The organism is Paraglaciecola arctica (assembly GCF_018861065.1).
GTDB classification, from domain to species: Bacteria; Pseudomonadota; Gammaproteobacteria; order Enterobacterales; family Alteromonadaceae; genus Paraglaciecola; species Paraglaciecola arctica_B.
The window spans coordinates 69,096-90,076 of the sequence record NZ_JAHKQO010000048.1 but is presented as its reverse complement, the minus strand read 5'-3'; the positions used below and the strand labels follow the sequence as shown (position 1 = coordinate 90,076).

24 protein-coding genes are annotated in these 20,981 nt (G+C 40.7%); 17 read left to right on the top strand and 7 right to left on the bottom strand.

Features of this window, described 5'->3' with window-relative positions:
• Positions 1–65 precede the first annotated feature (65 nt).
• From gspC to KO534_RS21055, 12 genes are all read left to right on the top strand, one after another.
• Complete coding sequence (gene gspC / locus KO534_RS21110) at positions 66–1,004, top strand: type II secretion system protein GspC (protein WP_215933018.1); 939 nt, start codon at positions 66–68, stop codon at positions 1,002–1,004.
• Positions 1,001–3,067 (top strand): type II secretion system secretin GspD, encoded by a 2,067-nt coding sequence (gene gspD / locus KO534_RS21105; protein ID WP_215933016.1) that lies wholly within the window; start codon positions 1,001–1,003, stop codon positions 3,065–3,067. The genes gspC and gspD overlap by 4 nt, the downstream gene beginning before the upstream one ends.
• 2 nt (positions 3,068–3,069) lie before the next feature.
• Positions 3,070–4,632, top strand: a complete 1,563-nt coding sequence (gene gspE / locus KO534_RS21100) for a type II secretion system ATPase GspE (RefSeq protein ID WP_252732333.1) — start codon at positions 3,070–3,072, stop codon at positions 4,630–4,632.
• Positions 4,633–5,853 (top strand): type II secretion system inner membrane protein GspF, encoded by a 1,221-nt coding sequence (gene gspF / locus KO534_RS21095; protein WP_215933014.1) that lies wholly within the window; start codon positions 4,633–4,635, stop codon positions 5,851–5,853.
• A complete protein-coding gene (gene gspG, locus KO534_RS21090) occupies positions 5,853–6,308 on the top strand; it encodes a type II secretion system major pseudopilin GspG (RefSeq protein ID WP_215933012.1) in 456 nt (151 codons plus the stop codon). Before gspF ends, gspG begins: the two co-directional genes overlap by 1 nt.
• A 22-nt stretch (positions 6,309–6,330) precedes the next feature.
• Positions 6,331–6,957 (top strand): type II secretion system minor pseudopilin GspH, encoded by a 627-nt coding sequence (gspH, locus tag KO534_RS21085; RefSeq protein ID WP_215933010.1) that lies wholly within the window; start codon positions 6,331–6,333, stop codon positions 6,955–6,957.
• Positions 6,947–7,345: a type II secretion system minor pseudopilin GspI gene (gene gspI / locus KO534_RS21080; RefSeq protein WP_215933008.1), complete on the top strand. Its 399-nt coding sequence runs from the start codon at positions 6,947–6,949 to the stop codon at positions 7,343–7,345. The genes gspH and gspI overlap by 11 nt, the downstream gene beginning before the upstream one ends.
• Positions 7,346–7,347: 2 nt before the next feature.
• Complete coding sequence (gene gspJ / locus KO534_RS21075) at positions 7,348–7,980, top strand: type II secretion system minor pseudopilin GspJ (protein ID WP_215933006.1); 633 nt, start codon at positions 7,348–7,350, stop codon at positions 7,978–7,980.
• Complete coding sequence (gene gspK, locus KO534_RS21070; RefSeq protein WP_215933004.1) at positions 7,977–8,981, top strand: type II secretion system minor pseudopilin GspK; 1,005 nt, start codon at positions 7,977–7,979, stop codon at positions 8,979–8,981. Before gspJ ends, gspK begins: the two co-directional genes overlap by 4 nt.
• Positions 8,982–9,044: 63 nt before the next feature.
• Positions 9,045–10,256: a type II secretion system protein GspL gene (gspL, locus tag KO534_RS21065; RefSeq protein WP_215933002.1), complete on the top strand. Its 1,212-nt coding sequence runs from the start codon at positions 9,045–9,047 to the stop codon at positions 10,254–10,256.
• Position 10,257: 1 nt separating this feature from the next.
• Positions 10,258–10,737, top strand: a complete 480-nt coding sequence (gene gspM / locus KO534_RS21060) for a type II secretion system protein GspM (RefSeq protein ID WP_215933000.1) — start codon at positions 10,258–10,260, stop codon at positions 10,735–10,737.
• Positions 10,734–11,477, top strand: a complete 744-nt coding sequence (locus tag KO534_RS21055) for a type II secretion system protein N (RefSeq protein WP_215932998.1) — start codon at positions 10,734–10,736, stop codon at positions 11,475–11,477. Before gspM ends, KO534_RS21055 begins: the two co-directional genes overlap by 4 nt.
• Before the next feature lie 32 nt (positions 11,478–11,509).
• On the opposite strand, the gene yrfG is transcribed toward KO534_RS21055, so the two are convergent.
• Positions 11,510–12,193 carry a GMP/IMP nucleotidase gene (gene yrfG / locus KO534_RS21050; RefSeq protein WP_215932996.1) on the bottom strand — a complete coding sequence of 228 codons (684 nt, stop codon included), beginning with the start codon at positions 12,191–12,193 and terminating at the stop codon, positions 11,510–11,512.
• Between the two features lie 147 nt (positions 12,194–12,340).
• Between yrfG and nudE the strand changes: the two genes are divergently transcribed.
• The 3 genes from nudE to KO534_RS21035 are packed head-to-tail and all read left to right on the top strand — an operon-like array spanning position 12,341 to position 14,361.
• A complete protein-coding gene (gene nudE, locus KO534_RS21045; protein ID WP_215932994.1) occupies positions 12,341–12,904 on the top strand; it encodes an ADP compounds hydrolase NudE in 564 nt (187 codons plus the stop codon).
• Positions 12,904–13,749, top strand: coding sequence for a 3'(2'),5'-bisphosphate nucleotidase CysQ (cysQ, locus tag KO534_RS21040; protein ID WP_215932992.1), 846 nt, complete (start codon positions 12,904–12,906; stop codon positions 13,747–13,749). Before nudE ends, cysQ begins: the two co-directional genes overlap by 1 nt.
• Positions 13,750–13,779: 30 nt before the next feature.
• Entirely contained in the window at positions 13,780–14,361 is a 582-nt protein-coding gene (locus tag KO534_RS21035; protein ID WP_215932990.1) for a YceI family protein, read from the top strand.
• 9 nt (positions 14,362–14,370) lie between these two features.
• Here KO534_RS21035 and KO534_RS21030 read toward each other — a convergent pair whose 3' ends face one another.
• The 4 genes from KO534_RS21030 to KO534_RS21015 all read right to left on the bottom strand — a co-directional run bounded on the left by KO534_RS21030 (position 14,371) and on the right by KO534_RS21015 (position 18,058).
• Complete coding sequence (locus KO534_RS21030) at positions 14,371–14,616, bottom strand: YheU family protein (RefSeq protein ID WP_215932988.1); 246 nt, start codon at positions 14,614–14,616, stop codon at positions 14,371–14,373.
• On the bottom strand, positions 14,613–15,668 hold the full coding sequence (locus tag KO534_RS21025) for a hydrolase (protein WP_215932986.1): 1,056 nt from the start codon (positions 15,666–15,668) through the stop codon (positions 14,613–14,615). Before KO534_RS21025 ends, KO534_RS21030 begins: the two co-directional genes overlap by 4 nt.
• 233 nt (positions 15,669–15,901) lie before the next feature.
• Complete coding sequence (locus KO534_RS21020; protein ID WP_215932984.1) at positions 15,902–16,108, bottom strand: DUF3565 domain-containing protein; 207 nt, start codon at positions 16,106–16,108, stop codon at positions 15,902–15,904.
• A 24-nt stretch (positions 16,109–16,132) separates the two neighbouring features.
• Entirely contained in the window at positions 16,133–18,058 is a 1,926-nt protein-coding gene (locus KO534_RS21015; RefSeq protein ID WP_215932982.1) for an ATP-binding cassette domain-containing protein, read from the bottom strand.
• A 137-nt stretch (positions 18,059–18,195) separates the two neighbouring features.
• On the opposite strand from KO534_RS21015, the gene KO534_RS21010 reads away from it, so the two are divergent.
• Positions 18,196–18,402, top strand: coding sequence for a YheV family putative zinc ribbon protein (locus KO534_RS21010; RefSeq protein WP_215932980.1), 207 nt, complete (start codon positions 18,196–18,198; stop codon positions 18,400–18,402).
• 125 nt (positions 18,403–18,527) lie between these two features.
• Here KO534_RS21010 and KO534_RS21005 read toward each other — a convergent pair whose 3' ends face one another.
• Together KO534_RS21005 and KO534_RS21000 are read right to left on the bottom strand one after the other, a co-directional pair.
• Positions 18,528–18,740 carry a SlyX family protein gene (locus tag KO534_RS21005; protein ID WP_215932978.1) on the bottom strand — a complete coding sequence of 71 codons (213 nt, stop codon included), beginning with the start codon at positions 18,738–18,740 and terminating at the stop codon, positions 18,528–18,530.
• The gene (locus KO534_RS21000; RefSeq protein WP_252732332.1) at positions 18,740–19,729 is read right to left on the bottom strand and encodes a WD40 repeat domain-containing protein; all 990 of its coding nucleotides are present in this window, start codon (positions 19,727–19,729) and stop codon (positions 18,740–18,742) included. Before KO534_RS21000 ends, KO534_RS21005 begins: the two co-directional genes overlap by 1 nt.
• A 78-nt stretch (positions 19,730–19,807) precedes the next feature.
• Between KO534_RS21000 and KO534_RS20995 the strand changes: the two genes are divergently transcribed.
• A complete protein-coding gene (locus tag KO534_RS20995) occupies positions 19,808–20,557 on the top strand; it encodes an FKBP-type peptidyl-prolyl cis-trans isomerase (RefSeq protein WP_215932974.1) in 750 nt (249 codons plus the stop codon).
• Positions 20,558–20,981: the final 424 nt, after the last annotated feature.

Sequence of the window (20,981 nt, the reverse complement as noted above, 5' to 3'; positions counted from 1 at the left end):
CCTTTGTCCCTACTAGTTATCATTGCTGAGTTAAGCTTTAATTTTAAATATCCCACCGAGAGACAATGACAGTCGTTAATCATACCGCTAATCAATTATGGCTCCAACTAGTCAAAAACCAACAAAAAATAAATTTGTTGGTGGTAATGCTATTGGCGATTTTTTTACTTGCTTATGCCGCAGAACTGACATGGCGTTTATGGCCCCAACCTGCTAGTAACACTAGGTTAGATAATATGTCTATCGGACAACCTGTTAAACAACAACGTTCTGATAACAATTTAAATTTGGCTGACATCAAACAACTCAACCTTTTTGGCAATTATAATGCGGCACCTGTAGTTGAGAAAGAAGTCACCGACGCACCAGTCACTAGGCTTAGTTTGACCCTAACCGGCGTGGTGGCAAGTACCACAGAGGACGATGGTGCTGCAATTATTGAGAATCGCAAACTACAACAAACCTATGGAATTGGTGAAAAAATTGAAGGTACTAACGCTTCACTGCAAAAAGTTTATCCTGATCGCGTCATTATCAAGAATGGCGCCACCAGTGAAACCTTAATGTTAGATGGTGTGGATTATAAGAAAAATGTCTTGCAAGTAGTGAGTAAAGAACCTGAAGAGAATACTCCAAAGAATAATTCTGATTCTGAACGCCACACATTATCCGACGCAGCTATCCAAGCAAGCAGAAATTTACAACAACAACCGGCGAACTTTATTGATTACATCAGTGTATCGCCATACCGCCCTAATGGAGAGTTGACTGGATACCAAGTCAGCCCCGGTAAAAAACCGGCTCTGTTTGAGGCCGCAGGATTAAAAACGGGTGACGTGATCACCGACATAAATGGCTTAGATTTAACCGATATGCAACAAGCGCTAGAAGCGATGAACATGCTCAAAGAGTTACAATCTTTGCAAATGACTGTGCAACGCGCAGATGAACTTATTACTATTTACCTTGATCTACCCCAAGGGGAAGAGGAACCTGAAACATGATCTTTAAGTCACGCAATCGTCTGATTGTTCGCAAACGCTCGAATTTATTCAAAGGATTACTCCTTGCTGTTGGTAGCGCGTTTTTTGCTGTTTCGAGCCTAGTAGCCGCAGCAGATTATTCCCCAAATTTTAAAGACACTGAAATTGGCGAGTTTATCAACATTGTGGGTAAAAACCTTAAAAGAACCATCATTGTTGATCCCAATGTTAGGGGCAAAATAACGGTTCGTAGTTATGACCTGTTAACTGAAGATCAGTATTACCAGTTTTTCCTAAACGTATTACAAGTCTATGGTTATTCTGCAATAGAAATGTCAAGTGGTGTAATCAAGGTCATCCGCTCTAAAGACGCAAAATCTTCGAACATTCCGGTGGTAGGCGAAAACTTACTTGATGGTGATGAAATGATCACTCGCGTTGTACCAGTGTATAACGTACCAGTAAGAGAACTTGCTCCATTACTTCGCCAACTAAATGATACCGCCGGTGGTGGTAACGTAGTGAGTCACGACCCGTCAAATGTCATGATGCTTACAGGCCGCGCAGCAGTGGTTAATCGTTTGGTAGAAATAATAGAACGAGTAGACCAAGCGGGTGATGAAGAAGTTGAAATAGTGGAATTGAAGTACGCTTCTGCCACTGAACTAGTGCGTATCATCGAAAGCATCAACAAATCCCAAGGTAAAACTAACGCGAGTGATAAGTCAGCACCTAGAGTGGTGGCCGACGATCGAACCAATAGCATAATAGTCAGTGGTGATGTAAAAGCTCGAACTAGAATAGTTAACCTAATTCAGCGCATGGACTCGGAGTTAGAATCCAATGGCAACACTCGAGTTATTTTCCTTAATTATGCCAAGTCAGAAGACCTAGTCAAAGTATTACAAGGCGTCAGCGCCAGCATTCAAGCTGATGGGCAAACGAATACTAAAAACCGCCAATCTAGCGCTCGCGATGTCAGTATAGAGTCTCACCAAGAATCAAACGCACTAGTGATAACAGCTGAACCCGATATGATGCGTTCGCTAGAAGAAGTAATACGCAAGTTAGATGTACGCCGCGCGCAAGTGCAAGTAGAGGCCATTATTGTAGAAGTGTTTGAAGGTGACGGCACCACTTTAGGGGTGCAGTGGGCCAACGAAAAAGGCGGTGGCACTCAGTTTACTAACGGTGTAGTAGGCATAGGCCAGCTGGCAATTGGAGTAGAACAAGCAACAGATAGTACCACTACCACAACGGGCTTTGACGACGACGGGGATCCCTATTCCTATGACTCTACTGAAGAAGGTGATTTTACCACTCTAGCCTCATTATTAGGTGGCGTAAATGGCTTCTTATTAGGTGGTGTCACTAACGGCTGGGGAGCAGTTTTACAAGCGGTAAGTACAGATACCAATTCGAATATTCTCGCTACACCACACCTTACCACTATGGATAACGAAGAAGCCTTTTTTATAGTGGGTCAAGAAGTACCGATTATTACTGGCTCGACCGCGAGCTCGACAAACTCCAACCCGTTTCAGTCTGTTGATCGTCAAGAAGTGGGCATAAAATTAAAAGTCACTCCACAAATTAACGAGGGTGACGCAGTACAATTATTAATTGAACAAGAAGTCTCGAGTGTTAGCGGCGCCACATCAGTAGACGTAATCATTAATAAACGTGAAATTAAAACCTCAGTCATAGTAGACGATGGTGGCACCATAGTACTTGGAGGATTAATTGATGATGCAGTACAAGAAAGTGTTTCAAAAGTACCTTTATTAGGCGACATCCCACTTTTAGGTCATTTGTTTAAGTCCACATCCACCAGCGTCAGTAAGCGTAACTTAATGGTGTTTATTCGCCCTACCATTGTACGAGATGGTGTGACTATGAATGATATTAGTCAGAAAAAATATCAATACATACGCGCTGAACAATTAAAACGTCAGGCTGAAGGTATACCTTTAATGCCTTTCACTGATGGTCCTTCTTTGCCTGAATGGGATGAAAAATTAAGTCTGCCACCTTCTTATGAAGACTACCTACTTAACAAAGATAAAACAGAGGATAAAGACTAGTTATGTCGTCCGCACATTTAAGCGCAGCGGATGCTGAAGAGCAGGCCTTGCTGGAATCAGGTGCAGATCTGGACAAACCGATCGATGAGCCCGAGCACAAACAATTGGCATTTAGCTTTGCGAAACGTCATCAAGTACTGCTTGATACTGGCGAAAAGCCGGCCATTTTGTATCATACAGAAAATACTAAATTTCCTGTATTTGCTGAAGTTAGGCGTTTTTTAGGTGCAGAATTTCGTCTTAAGGAAATCGAACTAGATAAATTCGAATCCATATTAACCAGTGCATTTCAACGGGACTCTTCTGCAGCGAAACAGCTAATGGAAGACATAGGCAATGAGAGTGACTTATTTAGCCTAGCTGAAGAATTACCTGATACTGAAGATTTATTAGAAAGCGAAGATGACGCGCCCATTATCAAGCTCATCAACGCCATGTTAGGCGAAGCCATCAAGGAAGGAGCTTCTGATATTCATATTGAAACCTTTGAAACCCAGCTATTAGTGCGTTTTAGAGTTGATGGTGTATTACGAGAAATTTTGCGGCCAAATCGCAAAATGGCCTCGATGTTAGTATCGCGTATTAAAGTTATGTCGAAAATGGACATCGCCGAGAAACGTGTGCCGCAAGATGGGCGTATTACTTTGCGTATTGCTGGTCGTGCAGTAGATGTGCGGGTTTCTACTATGCCTTCTAGTCATGGCGAACGTGTTGTATTACGTTTACTCGATAAAAATAACGTACGTCTGAACCTTCAAGATCTAGGTATGACAAAGGCCAATCGAGACGTATTTTCTGACCTAGTGCACAAACCACACGGTATTATCTTGGTCACAGGCCCTACGGGTTCGGGTAAATCGACCACTTTGTATGCGGGTTTAAGTGAAATTAACTCCAAAGACCGTAATATTTTAACGGTTGAAGATCCAATCGAATTTGATTTGCAAGGCATTGGACAAACACAGGTAAACGCCAAGGTAGATATGACCTTTGCTCGAGGCCTAAGAGCAATATTGCGTCAAGACCCTGATGTAGTCATGGTAGGTGAAATTCGAGATCTAGAAACCGCTCAAATTAGTGTACAAGCCAGTTTGACCGGTCACTTGGTAATGTCGACTTTACATACGAATACAGCTGCTGGCGCTATTACGCGCTTGGAAGATATGGGTATTGAACCCTTCCTATTATCTTCCAGTTTATTGGCTGTATTGTCGCAACGTTTGGTGCGAACTTTATGCCCAGATTGTAAAGTACCGCATACACCTAGTGAACAAGAACGTCAGATTTTAGGGCTAACCACTGCTGATTCTGCAGGTCACGCAATCCATTCACCTAAGGGTTGCGCTGCTTGTAATCAAACTGGTTACCGTGGCAGAACCGGTATTCACGAATTGTTAGTAGTAGACGAAGGAATACGAGAGCTAGTACATACAGGTCACGGTGAACAAGCCATAGAAAAATATATCCGTAAGAGTACACCGAGTATTCGTGATGATGGTTGTAATAAAGTGCTGCAAGGAATGACTTCGCTTGAAGAAGTGTTACGAGTAACAAGGGAAGATTAAATGGCAGCTTTTGCATATCAAGCCATGGACAAAGGTGGCAAAAATAAAAGTGGTGTATTAGAAGGCGACAATGCTAGGCAGATTCGTCAACAATTGCGCGAAAAAGGGTTAATCCCTATGCAAGTTGACCAAGTCGCTGAAAAAGAACGCAAATCGCAGACTAGCTTTAAGCTATTTAAAAACACCATATCTGCCGCAGATTTATCGCTATTAACTCGCCAATTATCAACATTAGTTGAAGCTTCCCTGCCTATCGAAGAGGCCTTACTCGCTGTTGCTGAACAATGTGAAAAGCCACGTCAAAAAAATATGATGATGGCGGTACGAAGCAAAGTAGTGGAGGGTCACACCTTAGCGGATGCAATGGCAGAGTTTCCCCATGTATTTGACGATTTATTCCGCGCCATGGTTGCAGCTGGTGAAAAATCTGGACACCTAGATACGGTACTAAATCGATTAGCTGATTACACAGAAAAACGCCAACAAACAAAAAGTCAAATCACTCAAGCCATGGTTTATCCAAGCATTATGATGTTTTTTGCCTTTGCCATAGTGATATTGCTACTAACAGTTGTAGTACCCAAAATTGTTGGTCAGTTTCAAAACATGGGGCAAGAATTGCCCACCATTACCCAGATAATGATTAATATCAGTGATTTTTTGCGGACTTATGGATTGGCGGTAGCCGTTGTTGTGATGACAATCACAGTAATCATCAACAGCATGTTGCAAAAACCTGTAATGAAAAAACGCTATCATAAATTTATTCTGGGGTTACCTCTAATCGGGAACCTTTCAAAAGGTTTAAATACTGCAAGGTTTGCACGCACCTTAAGTATTTTGACTTCTAGCGCGGTGCCACTTTTGGAAAGTATGCGTATAGCTAGTGAAGTGCTTGAAAACCTACATATAAGGGATGCAATCAACAACGCTGCAGGTTTCGTAAAAGAAGGGTCGAGCTTAAGAGCTTCACTAGAACAAACCAAAATTTTTCCACCAATGATGATGCATATGATTGCATCAGGTGAACGAAGTGGCGAATTACAACAAATGTTAGGACGCGCCGCAGACAATCAAGACAGACAATTTGAATCTTTGGTGGGTGTGTCACTCAAAATATTCGAACCTATACTAATTGTGACTATGGCAAGCGTAGTATTATTTATTGTACTGGCGATCCTACAACCTATTTTAGCTTTAAACTCTATGGTGAACATGTAATGAAACAACACAACTCTATAAACAACAAACGCAAAAACACTGGTTTTTCTCTTATTGAAGTCATGGTGGTTTTACTAATTATCGGTATCATGGCGGGTATGATCGCGCCGCAAATATTGGGCAACCAGGAAGAAGCGCAACTTAAATCTGCAGCCATTGATATCCAAAGTTTAGAAAACGCCCTAACTCAGTATAAATTAAGTAACAATGTTTTCCCGACAACTGAGCAAGGTTTAGAAGCTTTGGTGAGCGAACCTACAGTCGATCCAATTCCTCGCAACTATAGAAAAAACGGCTACATTACTCGCCTTCCAAATGATCCTTGGAATAACCCTTACCAATTGATCAGCCCTGGGGAACTTGGACAAATTGATATTTTTTCTAATGGTCCAGATGGCGAACCAGGCACCGAAGATGACATCGGCAACTGGAATATTAGCGACTACTTAAACTAGTTTATTTTATCGCCAACTAATTATGATCACTAAGCGTTCACCCTTATCAAAACACCTAGGATTTAGCCTGATTGAAGTCATGGTGGTGTTGTTTATCATGGGTATCGCGACCAGTGCTGTAGTGCTAAGTTATTCAGGCGAAAGCGGTGAAGATTTACTAAAAAAACAAACCCAACGTTTGCAAGTAGTATTCAATATGGCGTCTGATTACGCCGTACTCAATCAAAAACAACTGGGACTGCGGGTAGAAGATAAAGACAACATTTATTATTTTATGTACCTAGATGATGAACAAGAGTGGCAAAAAATAGAGTTTGATACCACTTTTGACGAACATCAATTACCTGAAATGTTTAGCATAGAGTTGTCTTTAACAGACTTACCTTGGGAAACAGAAGAAAGCCTTTTTAGTAGTGACGGATTTGATGAGGAACTCTCTGTATCTAACGAAGGTGTGGAGATAGGTGATGAGGAAGAAAAAAAATTAGACCCTCCTCAAGTTTTTATTTTTTCAAGTGGTGAAATTACGCCTTTTTCCATCACATTAGCTTACGAACCAAGTTTTAGTAGCGACCTACCAAGTTACTATCGCGTCGATGGTCAAGATAGCACACCGTTAACAGTAGAAGGGCCTTTAGATGAGCCCTAATGCCTCGCTTGTGATTGGCAAAAAACACAGCGCTGGGATGACCTTACTTGAAGTATTAGTTGCGTTGTTTATTTTTGCACTGACTGGCACCGCCATTATGAAGGCAGCAAGTGACCATCTAACTGGTGTGGGCCAAATTGAAGATATTACCTTCGCTACTTGGGTCGCTAATAATCGCCTTAATCAAGTGCACATTGATAACACTTGGCCTATTAAAAATAATAAAAAAGGCGAACAAGAAATGGCTGGCAGATTATGGTACTGGCAACAACGCACCATTAAGACCAGTGACGATGAAATGGTTCAAGTAGAAATTACTGTTGGATTAGACGAACAATATCAAGAATCAATTACCTCAGTCAGCACTTTTATTGCAAAGCAAATTTGAATATGAGCGCCCCTGCAACTCGACAACAATATGGTTTTACCTTAATAGAAATTTTGGTCGCCATGGCAATATTTACCATTATAGGGTTGGCCAGTACTGGTGTGCTCAATTCGGTCATTAATAGTGATCAACTCTCTTCTGAACGTTTTGCTAAATTGGAATCATTACAAAGAGCCATGCTGACCATGGAGCGCGATATATTACAAATCGTGCCGCGTACTGTGCGTGTTAACAGCGAATTTGTAAGCGCCGTATTAACTGGCGGTGAAGATGTATTAGAAAGCGATGCTGATGGTATTAGTTTTGTTCGAATTGGTTGGTACAACCCCCAAATGTTGCTACCTCGCAGTACCTTGCAAGCGGTAGGCTACCGTATTCAAGAAGAACAGTTGCAACGTTTATACGGTAATTATGTAGACAACGTAATTGGTTACGAACCAAAAATAAAAACCCTGTTAACGGACGTAGAAGATTTTAGAGTTAGCTTTTTAACCGATAGAGAGCATCTTGAAGAACCTGAGAAGTGGCAAGAATCCTATTCCGAAAAAGCTCTTCCGTTAGCCATTTCTATTACGATCGTCAGTAAAACTTTTGGTGAGATTCGCCGCGAATTTATGTTGGCAAATGGACAATGAATCAGTTTAAGAGCAAACAACAAGGCGTAGCATTAATCATAGTACTGCTCATCGTGGCTATGGTGAGTGTGATGGCCACAGAGATGGGCAGTCGCTTGCAATTGCAAATCAAGCGAGCATCTAACATTAAAGAAAACACCCAAGCCTATTGGTATGCCATGGGTGCTGAGCAGTATGCGCGAAAATCCATCAAACAACTGATGCAATTAGACGGTGATGTCATACACCTTGAGCAACAATGGAACCAAGAGTTTGCCTACCCAATTGAAGGGGGCGGTATACAAGCACAACTGTTCGACATGCAAAGTTGTTTTAACCTCAATGCCTTAAGAGAACCTAAAGTTGTTTCGGGTAGCGACGGCAGCACCAGTGGCGAGCCCTTACTGCCTGAACGTATGTTGGCGTTTGAACGTTTGCTACAAAATGTAAATCCTGCAATCCCAAGTTATAACGTAGATATGTTGCGAGACTCTTTGGTAGATTGGTTAGACGAAAACGACAGCCCTACAGGATTCGGTGTAGAAGACAGCGAATACGAAAGTTTGCAATTTCCTTATGTTGCTGCCAATAACTACATGATCCACAAATCTGAATTACGCTTAGTCAATGGGGTAGAAGTTTCTTGGCTAAATGCCTTACTCAAACTAGTTTGTGTCTTGCCGAATGACAGTTTATTTTCTATCAACATCAATACCGTGAGTGAAGAAAACGCAGCAATAATCGCAGCAGCTACCGGGCTTAGTTTGCCTGAAGCCGAATCTATACTTGCGAATCGTAGTTCAGGTGCGTTTCAAACCACACAAGATTTCTTAAATGACCCTAGCATAGTGGCATTAAAGCTTAAAAATGAACAAATCGAATGGTTTGATGTAAAAACATCGTATTTTATTTTACACACCAAAACAAAGTACAATGAATCAACTTTTGCGATGCAAACCTTATTTAAGGTTGACTCTAGTAACAATGTTAATGCCATCAGGCGTGATTTAAGTGGATTTTGATGGTCTGGTTGTCAACGATAAGACTTTTTTAATCCATAACAAGCAACAGGGTACATAAACCTTATGGAACAGTTAGTAGTGCGCTTAGGCGCCGATCCAGATGAAGCTATTCATTGGATAGTATGGTCTAACCAAGAAGACGAAATAATTGCATCTGGTGTGTTACCAGATGCCACGCAATTGGCCACATTATCCGACAGAGCGGGAAGACGGCCAATTTGTGCGTTAGTGCCTACCAGTGATATTTTGCTGAAATGGGTGGAATTACCCGCAAAAGCTGGAAGAAAAGCAATTGCCGCTATTCCTTATATTTTGGAAGAAGAAATCAGTGGCGATATTTCTGAGCAATTTTTTGCACTTGGCCCCAAAAAAGCTAACAAACAGGCTGTCGCCATCGTTAGCAAAGAAAAATTACAAAGCTGGTTGGATATTATCGAGGCAGCGGGATTATCTTGTGACCAACTCATTCCCGACGTGTTGGCGTTGCCATTGGCAGATACTGACGCTTGGTCAATATTGGAGTTGGGTGAACAACTATTGGTTCGCAAGGATGATTGGGCTGGCTTACAAGGAGAGAGAGATTGGCTTATTCAGGCTATCAATCATCTAGCTCGTCAATACGCAAATGAACATGAACAGGCACTATCAGTTAACGATTATTCTGGTTCAGATTTGGCCAATATCGATAATCTAGAAGTAACAGTAATGCCCCTAGATATGCCAATGAAGGTTTTAGCTAAAGGTTCTGAATCCGCGAAATTTAACCTGTTGCAAGGCGAATATAAAGTTAAGAAAAAAGTTGGCGCCGATTGGAAGAAATGGCGTTTAGCTGCAGTGTTGGCAGTTGTCGCTTTATTCACGAGTTTAATTGACAAAAATATTGAAAGCAGCCAACTCGAACAACAATTGACTCAGTTAAAGTCGCAAGTAAGTAGCGAATACAAACGAGCTTTTCCCAATGCGGGCGCCTATCGTGATCTTAGAAGCACCATGGAACGCCAAATGAAAGCCTTAGAGCAAGGCGGTGGAAATGGGGTATCAATATTAATTATGCTAAGCCAACTCAAACCTGCTTTTGAAGAGTCTAATATTAAGCCTCAAACATTACGCTTTGACAGCAATCGTGCTGAGCTACGTATCCAAGCCGTGGCCAATAACTTTGGGGCGTTAGACAAATTTAAGCGCCAAGCAGAAGCGCAAGGGTTTACGGTAGAGCAAGGCTCTATCAACCAAAAAGACAACCAGGTGATCGGCACTATGTCGATTAGGAGTTAATATGGACAAGCTTAAAAGTATGTACCTAAAACTCAATGAACGTGAACAACGTTTAGTGATTATTTCCGGGATATTGGTAGTAATAGCGATATTTTATTGGGGAATATGGTCGCCGCTGAACACGTCCCTTGAACGCAATAAAGTCGCGGTTAAGAATCAAACAGAATTGCTTGATTGGGTACAAAAGAACGCCAATAAAGCGATTCAACTGCGTAGTAGTGTAGGCAAAAATGCATCATTTTCTGGATCGTTACCTCAAGCGGTAAACCGATCAGCAACTCGTATGAATATCGCTATTTCGCGGATGCAACCTCAAGGTGAGGAATTACAAGTGTGGATAGATCAAGCTCCTTTTAATGAACTACTAAGTTGGCTAGAGTCACTTGAGCAATCCGGTGTAAGCATATTGGACATCGACATAGCAGAGTCAGATTTGCCAGGGCAAGTTAAAATTCGTCGTTTAAAATTAGGGAAATCATGAAGTCAGTATTGAAATGGGGCAGCTTATGCCTTGTGGTTTATTTTATTTTTTTAATAGTTAAATTACCTGCGGTTCATGTATTGGCGCAAATTCAGTTACCTAAAGAGGTTCGTCTAAGCGGTATTACTGGCACCATTTGGGATGGGCAGGCGCAACGCGCACAGGTAAACGGATTACCAGTCTCTAACGTAGAGTGGAAGCTGTCTTTCTTGCCACTTTTACTAGGTGAAGTCAGCGCCGAAATTAAAGCTGGAAATTTACGAGACAAAGAGCAAATTTCGCTAAATGCTCACGTTAGCGCCACGACAAAGCATGTTCAAGCTAACGATTTATTAGCTTACATACCCACAGACCTAGTCATCAGCCTGTTACCATTGCCGGTACCGGTTCAAGCTGATGGGCGTTTTAAAGTGCAACTAGACGAAGTGTACTACGAATCCGGGTGCCAACAATTCACTGGAAAAGGTCAATGGCTCAACGCTAACTTTACCGGGAATGCTGGTGTGATAGACCTAGGTAACTTCAATGCTGATTTAAGCTGTGAAAAAGGTGAAATTGTTATCGATGTTAAACAACCGAATAGTTTTGGTTTGGCAGCAAAAGCCTCCATTCCAGCTAATATGAAGTTCAAAGTTTCAGGTCGCTTTAAACCTGATGCGAACTTACCAGCAGAAGTGCATCAAGCAGCACAGTTTTTTGGTAAGCCTGACGCCGAAGGATATTACCCAATCAGGTTTTAACAGAGTTAAGACCCTAATATTTTTGACCTAGCTCAGGCAATCACTGGGCTGCCTTCAATATCAGCTAATAAATAGCGATAATCCTGAATTGATGGGTACTCAGAAATATCTCTCACTGCTTGTTTGCTATCTGGGTTACTAACAGCTAACAAGTGTTTAATTCCGAAGTCTTGTGCCGCTTTTAAGATACCCAAACTATCGTCAACAAATAATGTATTTTGTGGATTAAATTCAAGCTTATTGTGGAGTTGTTGCCATAGTTCTTGGGACTCCTTAGTCACGGCAAATTCATGGGTCGAAATCAACTCGTCGATATGTTGATCCAACTGAGTATGTTCTACTTTAAGGGATAAACTATCAGGATGTGCATTGGTCACTAAGATGACTTTTCGCCCCGTTGCTTTTAAAGCGTCAATAAAAGGTAAACTATCATCGCGCATACTGATTAGATGTTGAATTTCGCGCTTGGCTTCAACGATATCAATGTCGAGTTTATCTGTCCAAAAATCCAGACAATACCAACTTAACGTCCCCACCACCTGTTCATATTCAACGGTCATTAAATCTTTAGCTTGCTGCAAAGAAACGCCTCGTTTTATGGCTAATTTTTTAGGCAAGTGCTCTAACCAAAAATGATTGTCAAAGTGAAGGTCAAGTAATGTTCCATCCATATCGAGCAACACAGTGTGAATATCTTTCCAAGCAAGCTTTGACAAGTGGCATGTCCTCAATTTAACAGGTATATTTAAAACACTCGGGGCTGTTGACATATGAAAGGTCAACAGCCCCTTTAATTCATCGATTTAAAGTTAATTCAATCTTTGAACTCCCAAAAACGACAGTTATATTAACGTGAAACATTCATGAGCAACACAGACAATAAGAAATCACTTCCACAAATCCATTCTCGTAAAGTGGTTGCCAATAGCGGACTATTTAAAATAGAACAAATTGATTTAGAATTTTCTAACGGTGAAACCCGCATTTTTGAACGTATGGCTGGTAGCGGCCGTGGTGCAGTCATGGTGGTACCTTTTATCAATGACCATGAATTTTTATTAGTGAGAGAATATGCCGCTGGCACACATACCTACGAATTAGGCTTTCCCAAAGGACTCATTGATCCTGGCGAATCGCCAGAAGTAGCGGCAAACAGGGAGTTAAAAGAAGAAGTGGGCTTTGGAGCTAAAGTGTTACACCTACTTCAAAGTGTGAATATGGCTCCTGCATTTTTTGACGCCAAAATGACAATTTTTATAGCTGAAGATTTGTACGCTAAAGTGTTACCCGGTGATGAGCCTGAGCCTTTAGAAGTGGTTAAATGGTCAATTAACGATATTGACAACTTACTGGCCAAAGAAGATTTTATAGAAGCAAGATGTATAGCGGCATTATTACTTGCTGAAAAATGGAAGAGGGCGCTCTAATGCCAACACAGAATATTCAACAATTACTGGATATCGCAAAGAAAGCCGCTATTAAAGCAGGTAAAGTGGTTTTAGAAATATACGACAGCGGTGATTTTACCAGTTTTCAAAAAGACGACGACTCTCCTGTCACTACGGCTGATTATAAAGCCAACGAAGTCATTATGGAGATGCTCGAAAAGGCTACACCTAACATTCCTATTATGTCTGAAGAAACCGAGTTAGGAGCGCTAGAGTTACGCAAAACTTGGACCCGATATTGGCTAATCGACCCTATTGATGGCACTCAAGAATTTATTGCTCGCAGCGGCGACTTTGCGGTAAATATTGCTTTAATCGAAAACAATGTGCCTGTTATGGGAGTGATTTACTGGCCAACGGGAGAAACTTTGTATTCTGCTTTAAAGGGGCACGGTGCATTTAAAGAATGCCCTGTAGAAAATAAACAAATATTTGTGCGCAGCTTAGACGCCCCTAATGATGACCCGGTAATCATTGCGATCAGTCGCAGACAGGCTCGAGAAAAAGTGATGTCTAGTCTTAGCGAAGATCGTGTGTATCAAACTTTACCAGCGGGTAGTTGTTCACTTAAAGCCTGTTTTATTGCTGAAGGAAAAGCCGATGTATTTTTACGTTTTGGGGTAACAGGCGAGTGGGATACGGGTGCGTCTCAATGTATAGTAGTTGAAGCAGGGGGGAAAATATTAGCCCATGACTTTGCACCTTTAAGTTACAATCAGCGTGAAAGCGTTATTAATCCAGATTTTTTTATTATGGGTGATCAAAATGTCGATTGGCAAAGCTTAGTAAAGTGCGAATTTGGCAATAACAACCAACTTGATTAATCACATCATTTAATTGCAAAAGAGTTAATTATGAAATCTTTATTTACAGTTATTATTTCAGTCGTTTTATTTTTGTTTTGTTGTTCTGCCAACGCCAATTGGACTTTAGTCAATGACCTATCAAGTCTCAGTTTTGTCTCAACTAAAAATCAACATGTTAGTGAAATTCAACAGTTCAAAACTCTAAAAGGTGAATTGAGCCCTACAGGTAAGTTACTCATTGAAATTGATTTAACAAGCATTGATTCGGGTATTGAAATTCGTGACACTCGTATGCGCGAAAAACTTTTTGTAGTTGATAAATTCCCTACGGCTAACGTATCTGCTCAATTAACGAGTAACTTGTTATCGCTCGAAGAAGGCGATTCGATTTTAGTCACACTTCCCGCTAAATTAGACCTTATGGGTATGTCCAAAAAAATTATGGTATCAGTACAAGTCACCGGCACGGCAAACAATGGCATAATTGCTACCAGCACCCAGCCAATATTAATATCGGCTGCTGACTATGGTTTAACCTCTGGGATTGAAATTTTACAAAAACTTGCAGGACTAAATGGCATAGGACTAACTGTTCCAGTTAGTTTTAATTTGTTATTTATCGCAGACTGAATCGACAAACTACTGCTGGAGAGTTTCCGATAATTCAAACTCTCCAAGCTGTTGTTTAGGGATGATATTCACCGTTTCATGTAATTCAGAGTAAACTAACAGCACCTCACCAGAGGTTAGCTGAGTCAGCACTTGTTGTACTTTTTGCTGTAATGACACATCCGCTTCACCGTATTCGGTACCTTCACGTAATACAAAACCTTCAATAATGTTCAATACCGCATCTTCACTCAAATCGGCAATGGGAATAATCATGTTGGATCCCCTGTAAATGTTCTCGTATCTGTATCCGCAATGAAAGGCATGAAAAAGGAGTTAGCTCTTTGCTGCATCCAAATTTTAGGTCGCCATGGTGTACCTTGCATAAAGCCCACATGGCCACCATTTTCACTCACTTCTAGGCATACACTGGGCGATAATCTTTCAGATACAGGCACTATGCTTTTATGCATAAATGGGTCGTCTTTAGCGTGTACCACTAGCGTAGGCGTGGCAATGCCTTTAAGGAAATTCAACGCACTACATTGTTGATAATAATCGTCTGCATTTGCAAACCCATTTAAAGGTGCGGTGATGTGTTCATCAAAGTCTCGAAAACTCCTAAACTGTTTAATCTGCGATTCTGTTACTTTAAGTAACTTGCCATAGTCAATGGTGCGCATTTTAATCAATAAATTGTTTACCATGCTTTTTAATAGATAAGCCTGATAAACCCTGGAGAACCCTTGATTAATAGCAGTTGCGCAAATATTCAGGTTGAATGGTGTAGACACTGCCATTGCCGCTTTTACAATTTTTTGTTTCGGCTGCTCACTTAACAGTTTCAGCAACATATTGGCGCCTAACGAAAAACCCATGGCTGCTTTACGTGTTTCAGGAAATTTTTGCTCAAGCCAATTCAAAAAATACCAAGCGTCTCCGGTTTCACCAGAATGGTAGGCTTTGGGGGTAATATTCTGTTCCCCTCCGCATCCGCGGAAATGCATTAGCACCACGGCATAACCTTGTTTTACAAAATTCGCCATCATATCGTTCGTATAGTGAGAACGAATTGACCCCTCTAAACCATGAAAGATCGCAATTAAACCCGAGGATTTTCGAACATCACCCGCCCAAATTAAATTAACAAAGTCACCATCAGGCAGTACTAATTTTTCCTTTCGATAATTTAGCTTGGCGCGTCTTTGGATAAAACGCGGAAAAATGGTTTGTATATGTCTATTTTTAGCCCACCAAGGTGGTACAAAGTCACTTTCGACAATTTCACCATAACGGACATTTTGATTGGTTTGAGACTTGGAGAACATCAATTATTAAAGTTACATAGTTATTAGAGTAAGGTACATCAATTGAACGAAAACATAAAAATCTTTTTTAGTTCATCGCAATACAGAAATCATTAAAAATAAGAATAATAAAATAGCTGGCATTGTTCGGCTAGAGTTAGAAGGTACGACCGAGAAAGTTATCTAAATCATTGACGATACAACTCTAAACAAAATCCTCGCTCTATTATCCAAATATTCTTATCCGAACATCACTAAGAACTATCTCTAGGCGCACCCATATTACATTTTTTGCATGGCAATTTATGACCAAGCATGGATTTTCGACCATCTTCACTGGTAACCCAAGGGCGACTTACCCATGGTGGGTTATGACGGACATGTTGAAAATGGCCGCAAGCCAATTCAGCTACCCAGTCATTAACTGTATCCAAGTGATAACCTGTAATTGGGCTTTGCATGCTTATAGGTGTCGCAATCTAATTTTATAAAGTGCCATTTTGTAGCTCAAATTCCTGCAGCTTAATTTCTAACTGTTCTTGGGTGTCGAGCCACTGCATCTCAGTTTCTTCCAAATTGGATTTTAACTGTGCTTGTTCAGCTAATACTTTTTTAAGTTGTGGCTTGTTTTCGGCACTGTAGATTTCGGTATCGCTAAGCTGCTCTTCTAACAACTGTAATTTTTTATGAGCATCAGCCATGCTTTTTTCATACTGTTCAATGGCTTTTCTCATTGGTTTAGTTGCTTGCCTAAATTCTGCTTCTAAACGTTTGGTATTTTTGCGGTCGGGTTTCGCTGAACTTTTTTCATTGGTAGTGTTTAAATTTTTATCTGCGCCTTTATCCCCTTTTAGGATCCAGTCTTTGTAGTCATCTAAGTCACCATCAAAAGCTTGTACTTGTTTTGAATCCACTAAGTAGAAGTCATCGCAAACTGACGCCAGTAAAAACCTATCATGTGAGACCAGCACCATGGCACCTTCAAAACCTTGTAATGCCATATTGAGTGCGTGACGCATATCTAAGTCTAAGTGGTTGGTTGGTTCATCTAGCAACAGCAGGTTAGGCTTTTGATAAACGGTTAATGCCAAAACCAAACGGGCTTTTTCGCCGCCTGACATGGGGGCGACTTTACTCAAAGCACTGTCACCGCGAAACCCAAAACCACCTAGATAATCTCTCAAGCTTTGTTCGGTAGCTTTGTTATCTAGTCGTTGCATATGGGCCAATGCCGAATCATCACCACGTAAGAACTCTAATTGGTGCTGGGCGAAATAACCTATTCGTAAACCGGCAGAGGTTTCGTAAATGCCCTCTATCGGCGTTTTTTCACCTGCTAACAATTTGATTAATGTCGATTTTCCCGCTCCGTTTTTCCCTAACAAGCCAATTCGGCTACCAGGCACCAAATTCAAATGCAGTTTTTCTAAAATAATAGTCTCGCCATAGCCCACTTTAACCTGTTCCATTTTTATAAGTGGGTTCGGCAATTTCGGAGGGGTAAAAAACTCAAAACTAAATTCAGAAGCGGCCATTACTGGTAGCAAAGTTTCCATTTTTGCCAGTTGTTTTACGCGGCTTTGTGCCTGTTTGGCTTTACTCGCTTTCGCGCCAAAACGATTGATGAAGGATTCGAGGTGGGCAATTTGATCCTGTTGTTTTGCGTATTGCAGACTTTGTAAACGCAAACGCTCAGCACGCTGCTTTTCGTAGGCATCATAATTACCGGTATAGCTAATCAGTTGTTGCTGCTCAACACTAATAATTTCGTTTACTGTACTGTCTAGAAACGATTTGTCGTGAGAAATTAACATTAGCGTACCGGTATAACGCTGCAGCCATTTTTCTAACCAAATTACCGCATCTAAATCGAGATGGTTTGTTGGCTCATCTAAAAGCAATAAATCAGAATGGCACAATAACGCTTGCGCCAGATTTAAACGCATCCGCCAACCGCCCGAAAAATCAGAAACTGGATTTTTCATTACGTCATTGGCAAAACCTAAGCCCGCTAAAATAGTCGCGGCACGTGAATCTATATCATATGCGCCAACATGCTCTAACAACCCATGTAGATGAGCGATTTGTTCACCGTTGTGGGTTTCTTCTGCTGAAATAAGTTGAGCTTGTAGTTTTCTGTATTGTTTATCACCGTCAATTACATAGTCCAGTGCAGAGCGATCTACAGCTGGCGTTTCTTGGGCAACGGAGACAATTTGCCAATTTTTTGGGATATTAAAATCCCCTTGTTCGGTATGTAGCTCCCCCTTTATCAAAGCAAACAAACTCGACTTACCACAACCATTGGCTCCGATTAAACCTGCTTTGTGACCAGGATAGACGGTGGCATTGGCATCTTGCAGCAATACTTTACTGCCACGCATTAAAGAAACATCTGAAAATTGGATCATGAAAACCTGTTAGAAAACTTTTAGTTGCCCCATACATCAAGTCTGTATTTTTTAGTACTGACACTAATACGGGATAACACTCAAAATTGAATAGGAGTATCATACCAAGATGAGCAACCGAAAAAATCTCTTAAACCATGGTTAACAAAATAAAAAAACGATTTGTTGCAGGAGCAACTTGCCCAAAATGCCGCGCACTCGACACCATCATGCTGTATTTTGAAAATAATGTAGAAAAATTGCAGTGTGTGAAATGCAATTATTCAGAATCGCAAGCAGATAAAAAAGTGGCAAAAGCTACCCGAACTAGTGAGAGTGTAATTGGGGTGTTTAAGCCCGAGTAGCTTTTAACTTTAGTAACGCAGAGATTAAGCTTGATGATTTAAATGCTGACAAACAATTGGCTTTTTATATTCCTCTTTATGCTCGTGCAAAAAATTTACCCAACACCTTTTTAAGTCTAAAACTATTAGTAATGTGGAGGTGGCATTTCCTCTTTTTCTGAGGCCATATTACTCGGCTCGATAGCGCTGATTTTAGAAGCCATTTGTTTGAGCTGATATTGCAAGTCGTCGATTTGTTTTTGTTGTTCAATAAGGGCTTGGTTTAGGCTTTCAATTGTGTCTTCTTGAAAAGCTATTTTCATTTGTAATTGTTCGATATCTATTTGTACTGTATTCATTAATTTTCGATCTTCCACTTTTCTAATAGACCACTGCTACTTTCCGAAATAATTTCGCTTTCATTTAGAAACCCAACTGAATGCAATACCGACGATGCGGGTTTACTGCCTTCACGGGCCGCTGCGCGCCATTCATTTAACTCTTTACCTGAATTCACATCCCAACGATTGATTCTTCTTGCTGGGGAACCTGTTAGTAGGTACTTACCATCATCAGAAAAAACCGCGACAGTGAAGATTCTTTGTCTTGCCATATATTGTAAATTGCTGACTTCTTTACCGGTAACTAAATCCCAAATCCTTGCGTCGCGCTTACTGTCAGCGGTAAATGCATAACGCCCATAATCGTCTAACGACACCTTAGTAACACGACTGGTATGTTCGAATTTGTGTATAACTTGACCCGTTCGGGTATCCCACAAATATGCCAAATAATCGTTACCACCTGTTAAGGCAAAAAAACCGTTTGGCGAAATGTCCACACTATTAATTTTTTCTTGATGACCTAAAAACTCTAATCGCCTGCCTGTAAAAGGTTCAAAAAACATGGCTTTGCCACTGCCGCGCCCAACCAGAATTCCTCGGCCTTGGTTTGCAACGGCAATATCCCGAATACTGGATTCATCAATACGCCAAAACCCTTCAGGCTCTCCAATATTTAGATTCCAAAGCGCAAATGCTTCTCTATCCGATGTCACTACGTATGAGTTATCAAAGGCAATATGAATATTGGTTACTGAGTTATTACCATCATCCTGATGCTGCCATACAAATCGTTGCTCATTAGTAACCAAATCCCAAACGGTAATGCCATTTTCTATACTAGAAACAACAGCAATACTGTTGTCTGCAGAAATTTTTGACGCATGTGATCCCCCCTCGGCAAGGCGAAACGAACTAACAGGCTTATCATTCGCCCCACCGCAGCTTAAAAGTGTTGTAACACAGAGTAGTATTACGAAATAAAAGATTTTAGAGTGTGTGCTCAATATATTTCTCTTTTGCCATATGCCGTTTAGTATATGTGTTTTATGTAGCAATCGCATACTGCTAGTTGGAGAATTGTAATGAAAATGGCCTCACTCATTGTATTGATTGTTTCAATCCTACTCTTAAGTGCCTGTCAGCCTGCTGTTGATCCAATGAAAGTGGAGATAATCGATCTTAAAAACGAGTCACAAAAACGCTCTTATACTTTGGGCGCGAGTATGGGGCAAATAGTTGAAGGTAAAATCAGTAATCACAAGACAATTGGAATTGAATACGATAAAAGTATGATTTTAAAAGGTTTCGTAGCAGCCTTACAAAATCAATCTCAATTAAATAACGAAGAAATTTTGTCCATCGCTCAGCAAGCAGAAACCTTGGTAAGAGAAAAGCAGATCGAACTAAAAACTAAAATGGGTAATGAAAATCGGATTAAGGGGTTAGCATTTTTAACCGAGAATGCTAAAAGAGAAGATGTCGTGGCGCTCGATTCCGGACTACAGTACGAGGTGCTAAAAAAAGCGACAGGGCGCAAACCAGCAGCGTCAGATACAGTGACTGTCCACTACTTTGGTACACTTTTAGATGGGACGGAGTTTGATTCTTCCTATGCACGAAATAAACCCGCCACTTTTCCTTTAAACCGCGTGATTAAAGGTTGGACACAGGGGCTACAATTAATGAGTGTAGGAGCAAAATACAAATTTTATGTACCTTCTGAACTAGCCTATGGTGCCCGTTCCACCGGCAAAATCACTAGTCATTCCACTTTAATATTTGAAGTCGAGTTATTGGACGTCATCGAATCAAATAAAGCTGCAACAAAGTAAATTCAGTCTGAAGTAATCATAATCACCCAATAAAAAAGCCGGACACTTTACAGTGGCCGGCTCGACTTTATCATTTTGATAATCAGCTACTCTCCTTGCTGAACCTTATTCCCTCACTTTGTTGCCCTTCAAAAGGGCGATTTATCCCGATTTAACCGGGTAATTTAAGAACTGTTAGTTTTGTCTTTCGACTTAAATTTTCTAATATTGTTTTTTTTACCTCAAAGCAATTATTGCCAAGTTTAAAGGTAGTATGACTTTCTCTCTCAATTTCAGTTGACTTTACAATTAACAAAAAAAGGGCAACGCTTTTTCCGCTAGGTTCATCAAAGTATCTATTGAGTATTGGGTTGAGTTAATTTTTGATTAAAACTCATTACACTTTGATTAACCTTAAGCATAGCCGATTACGCCACTTTCATAA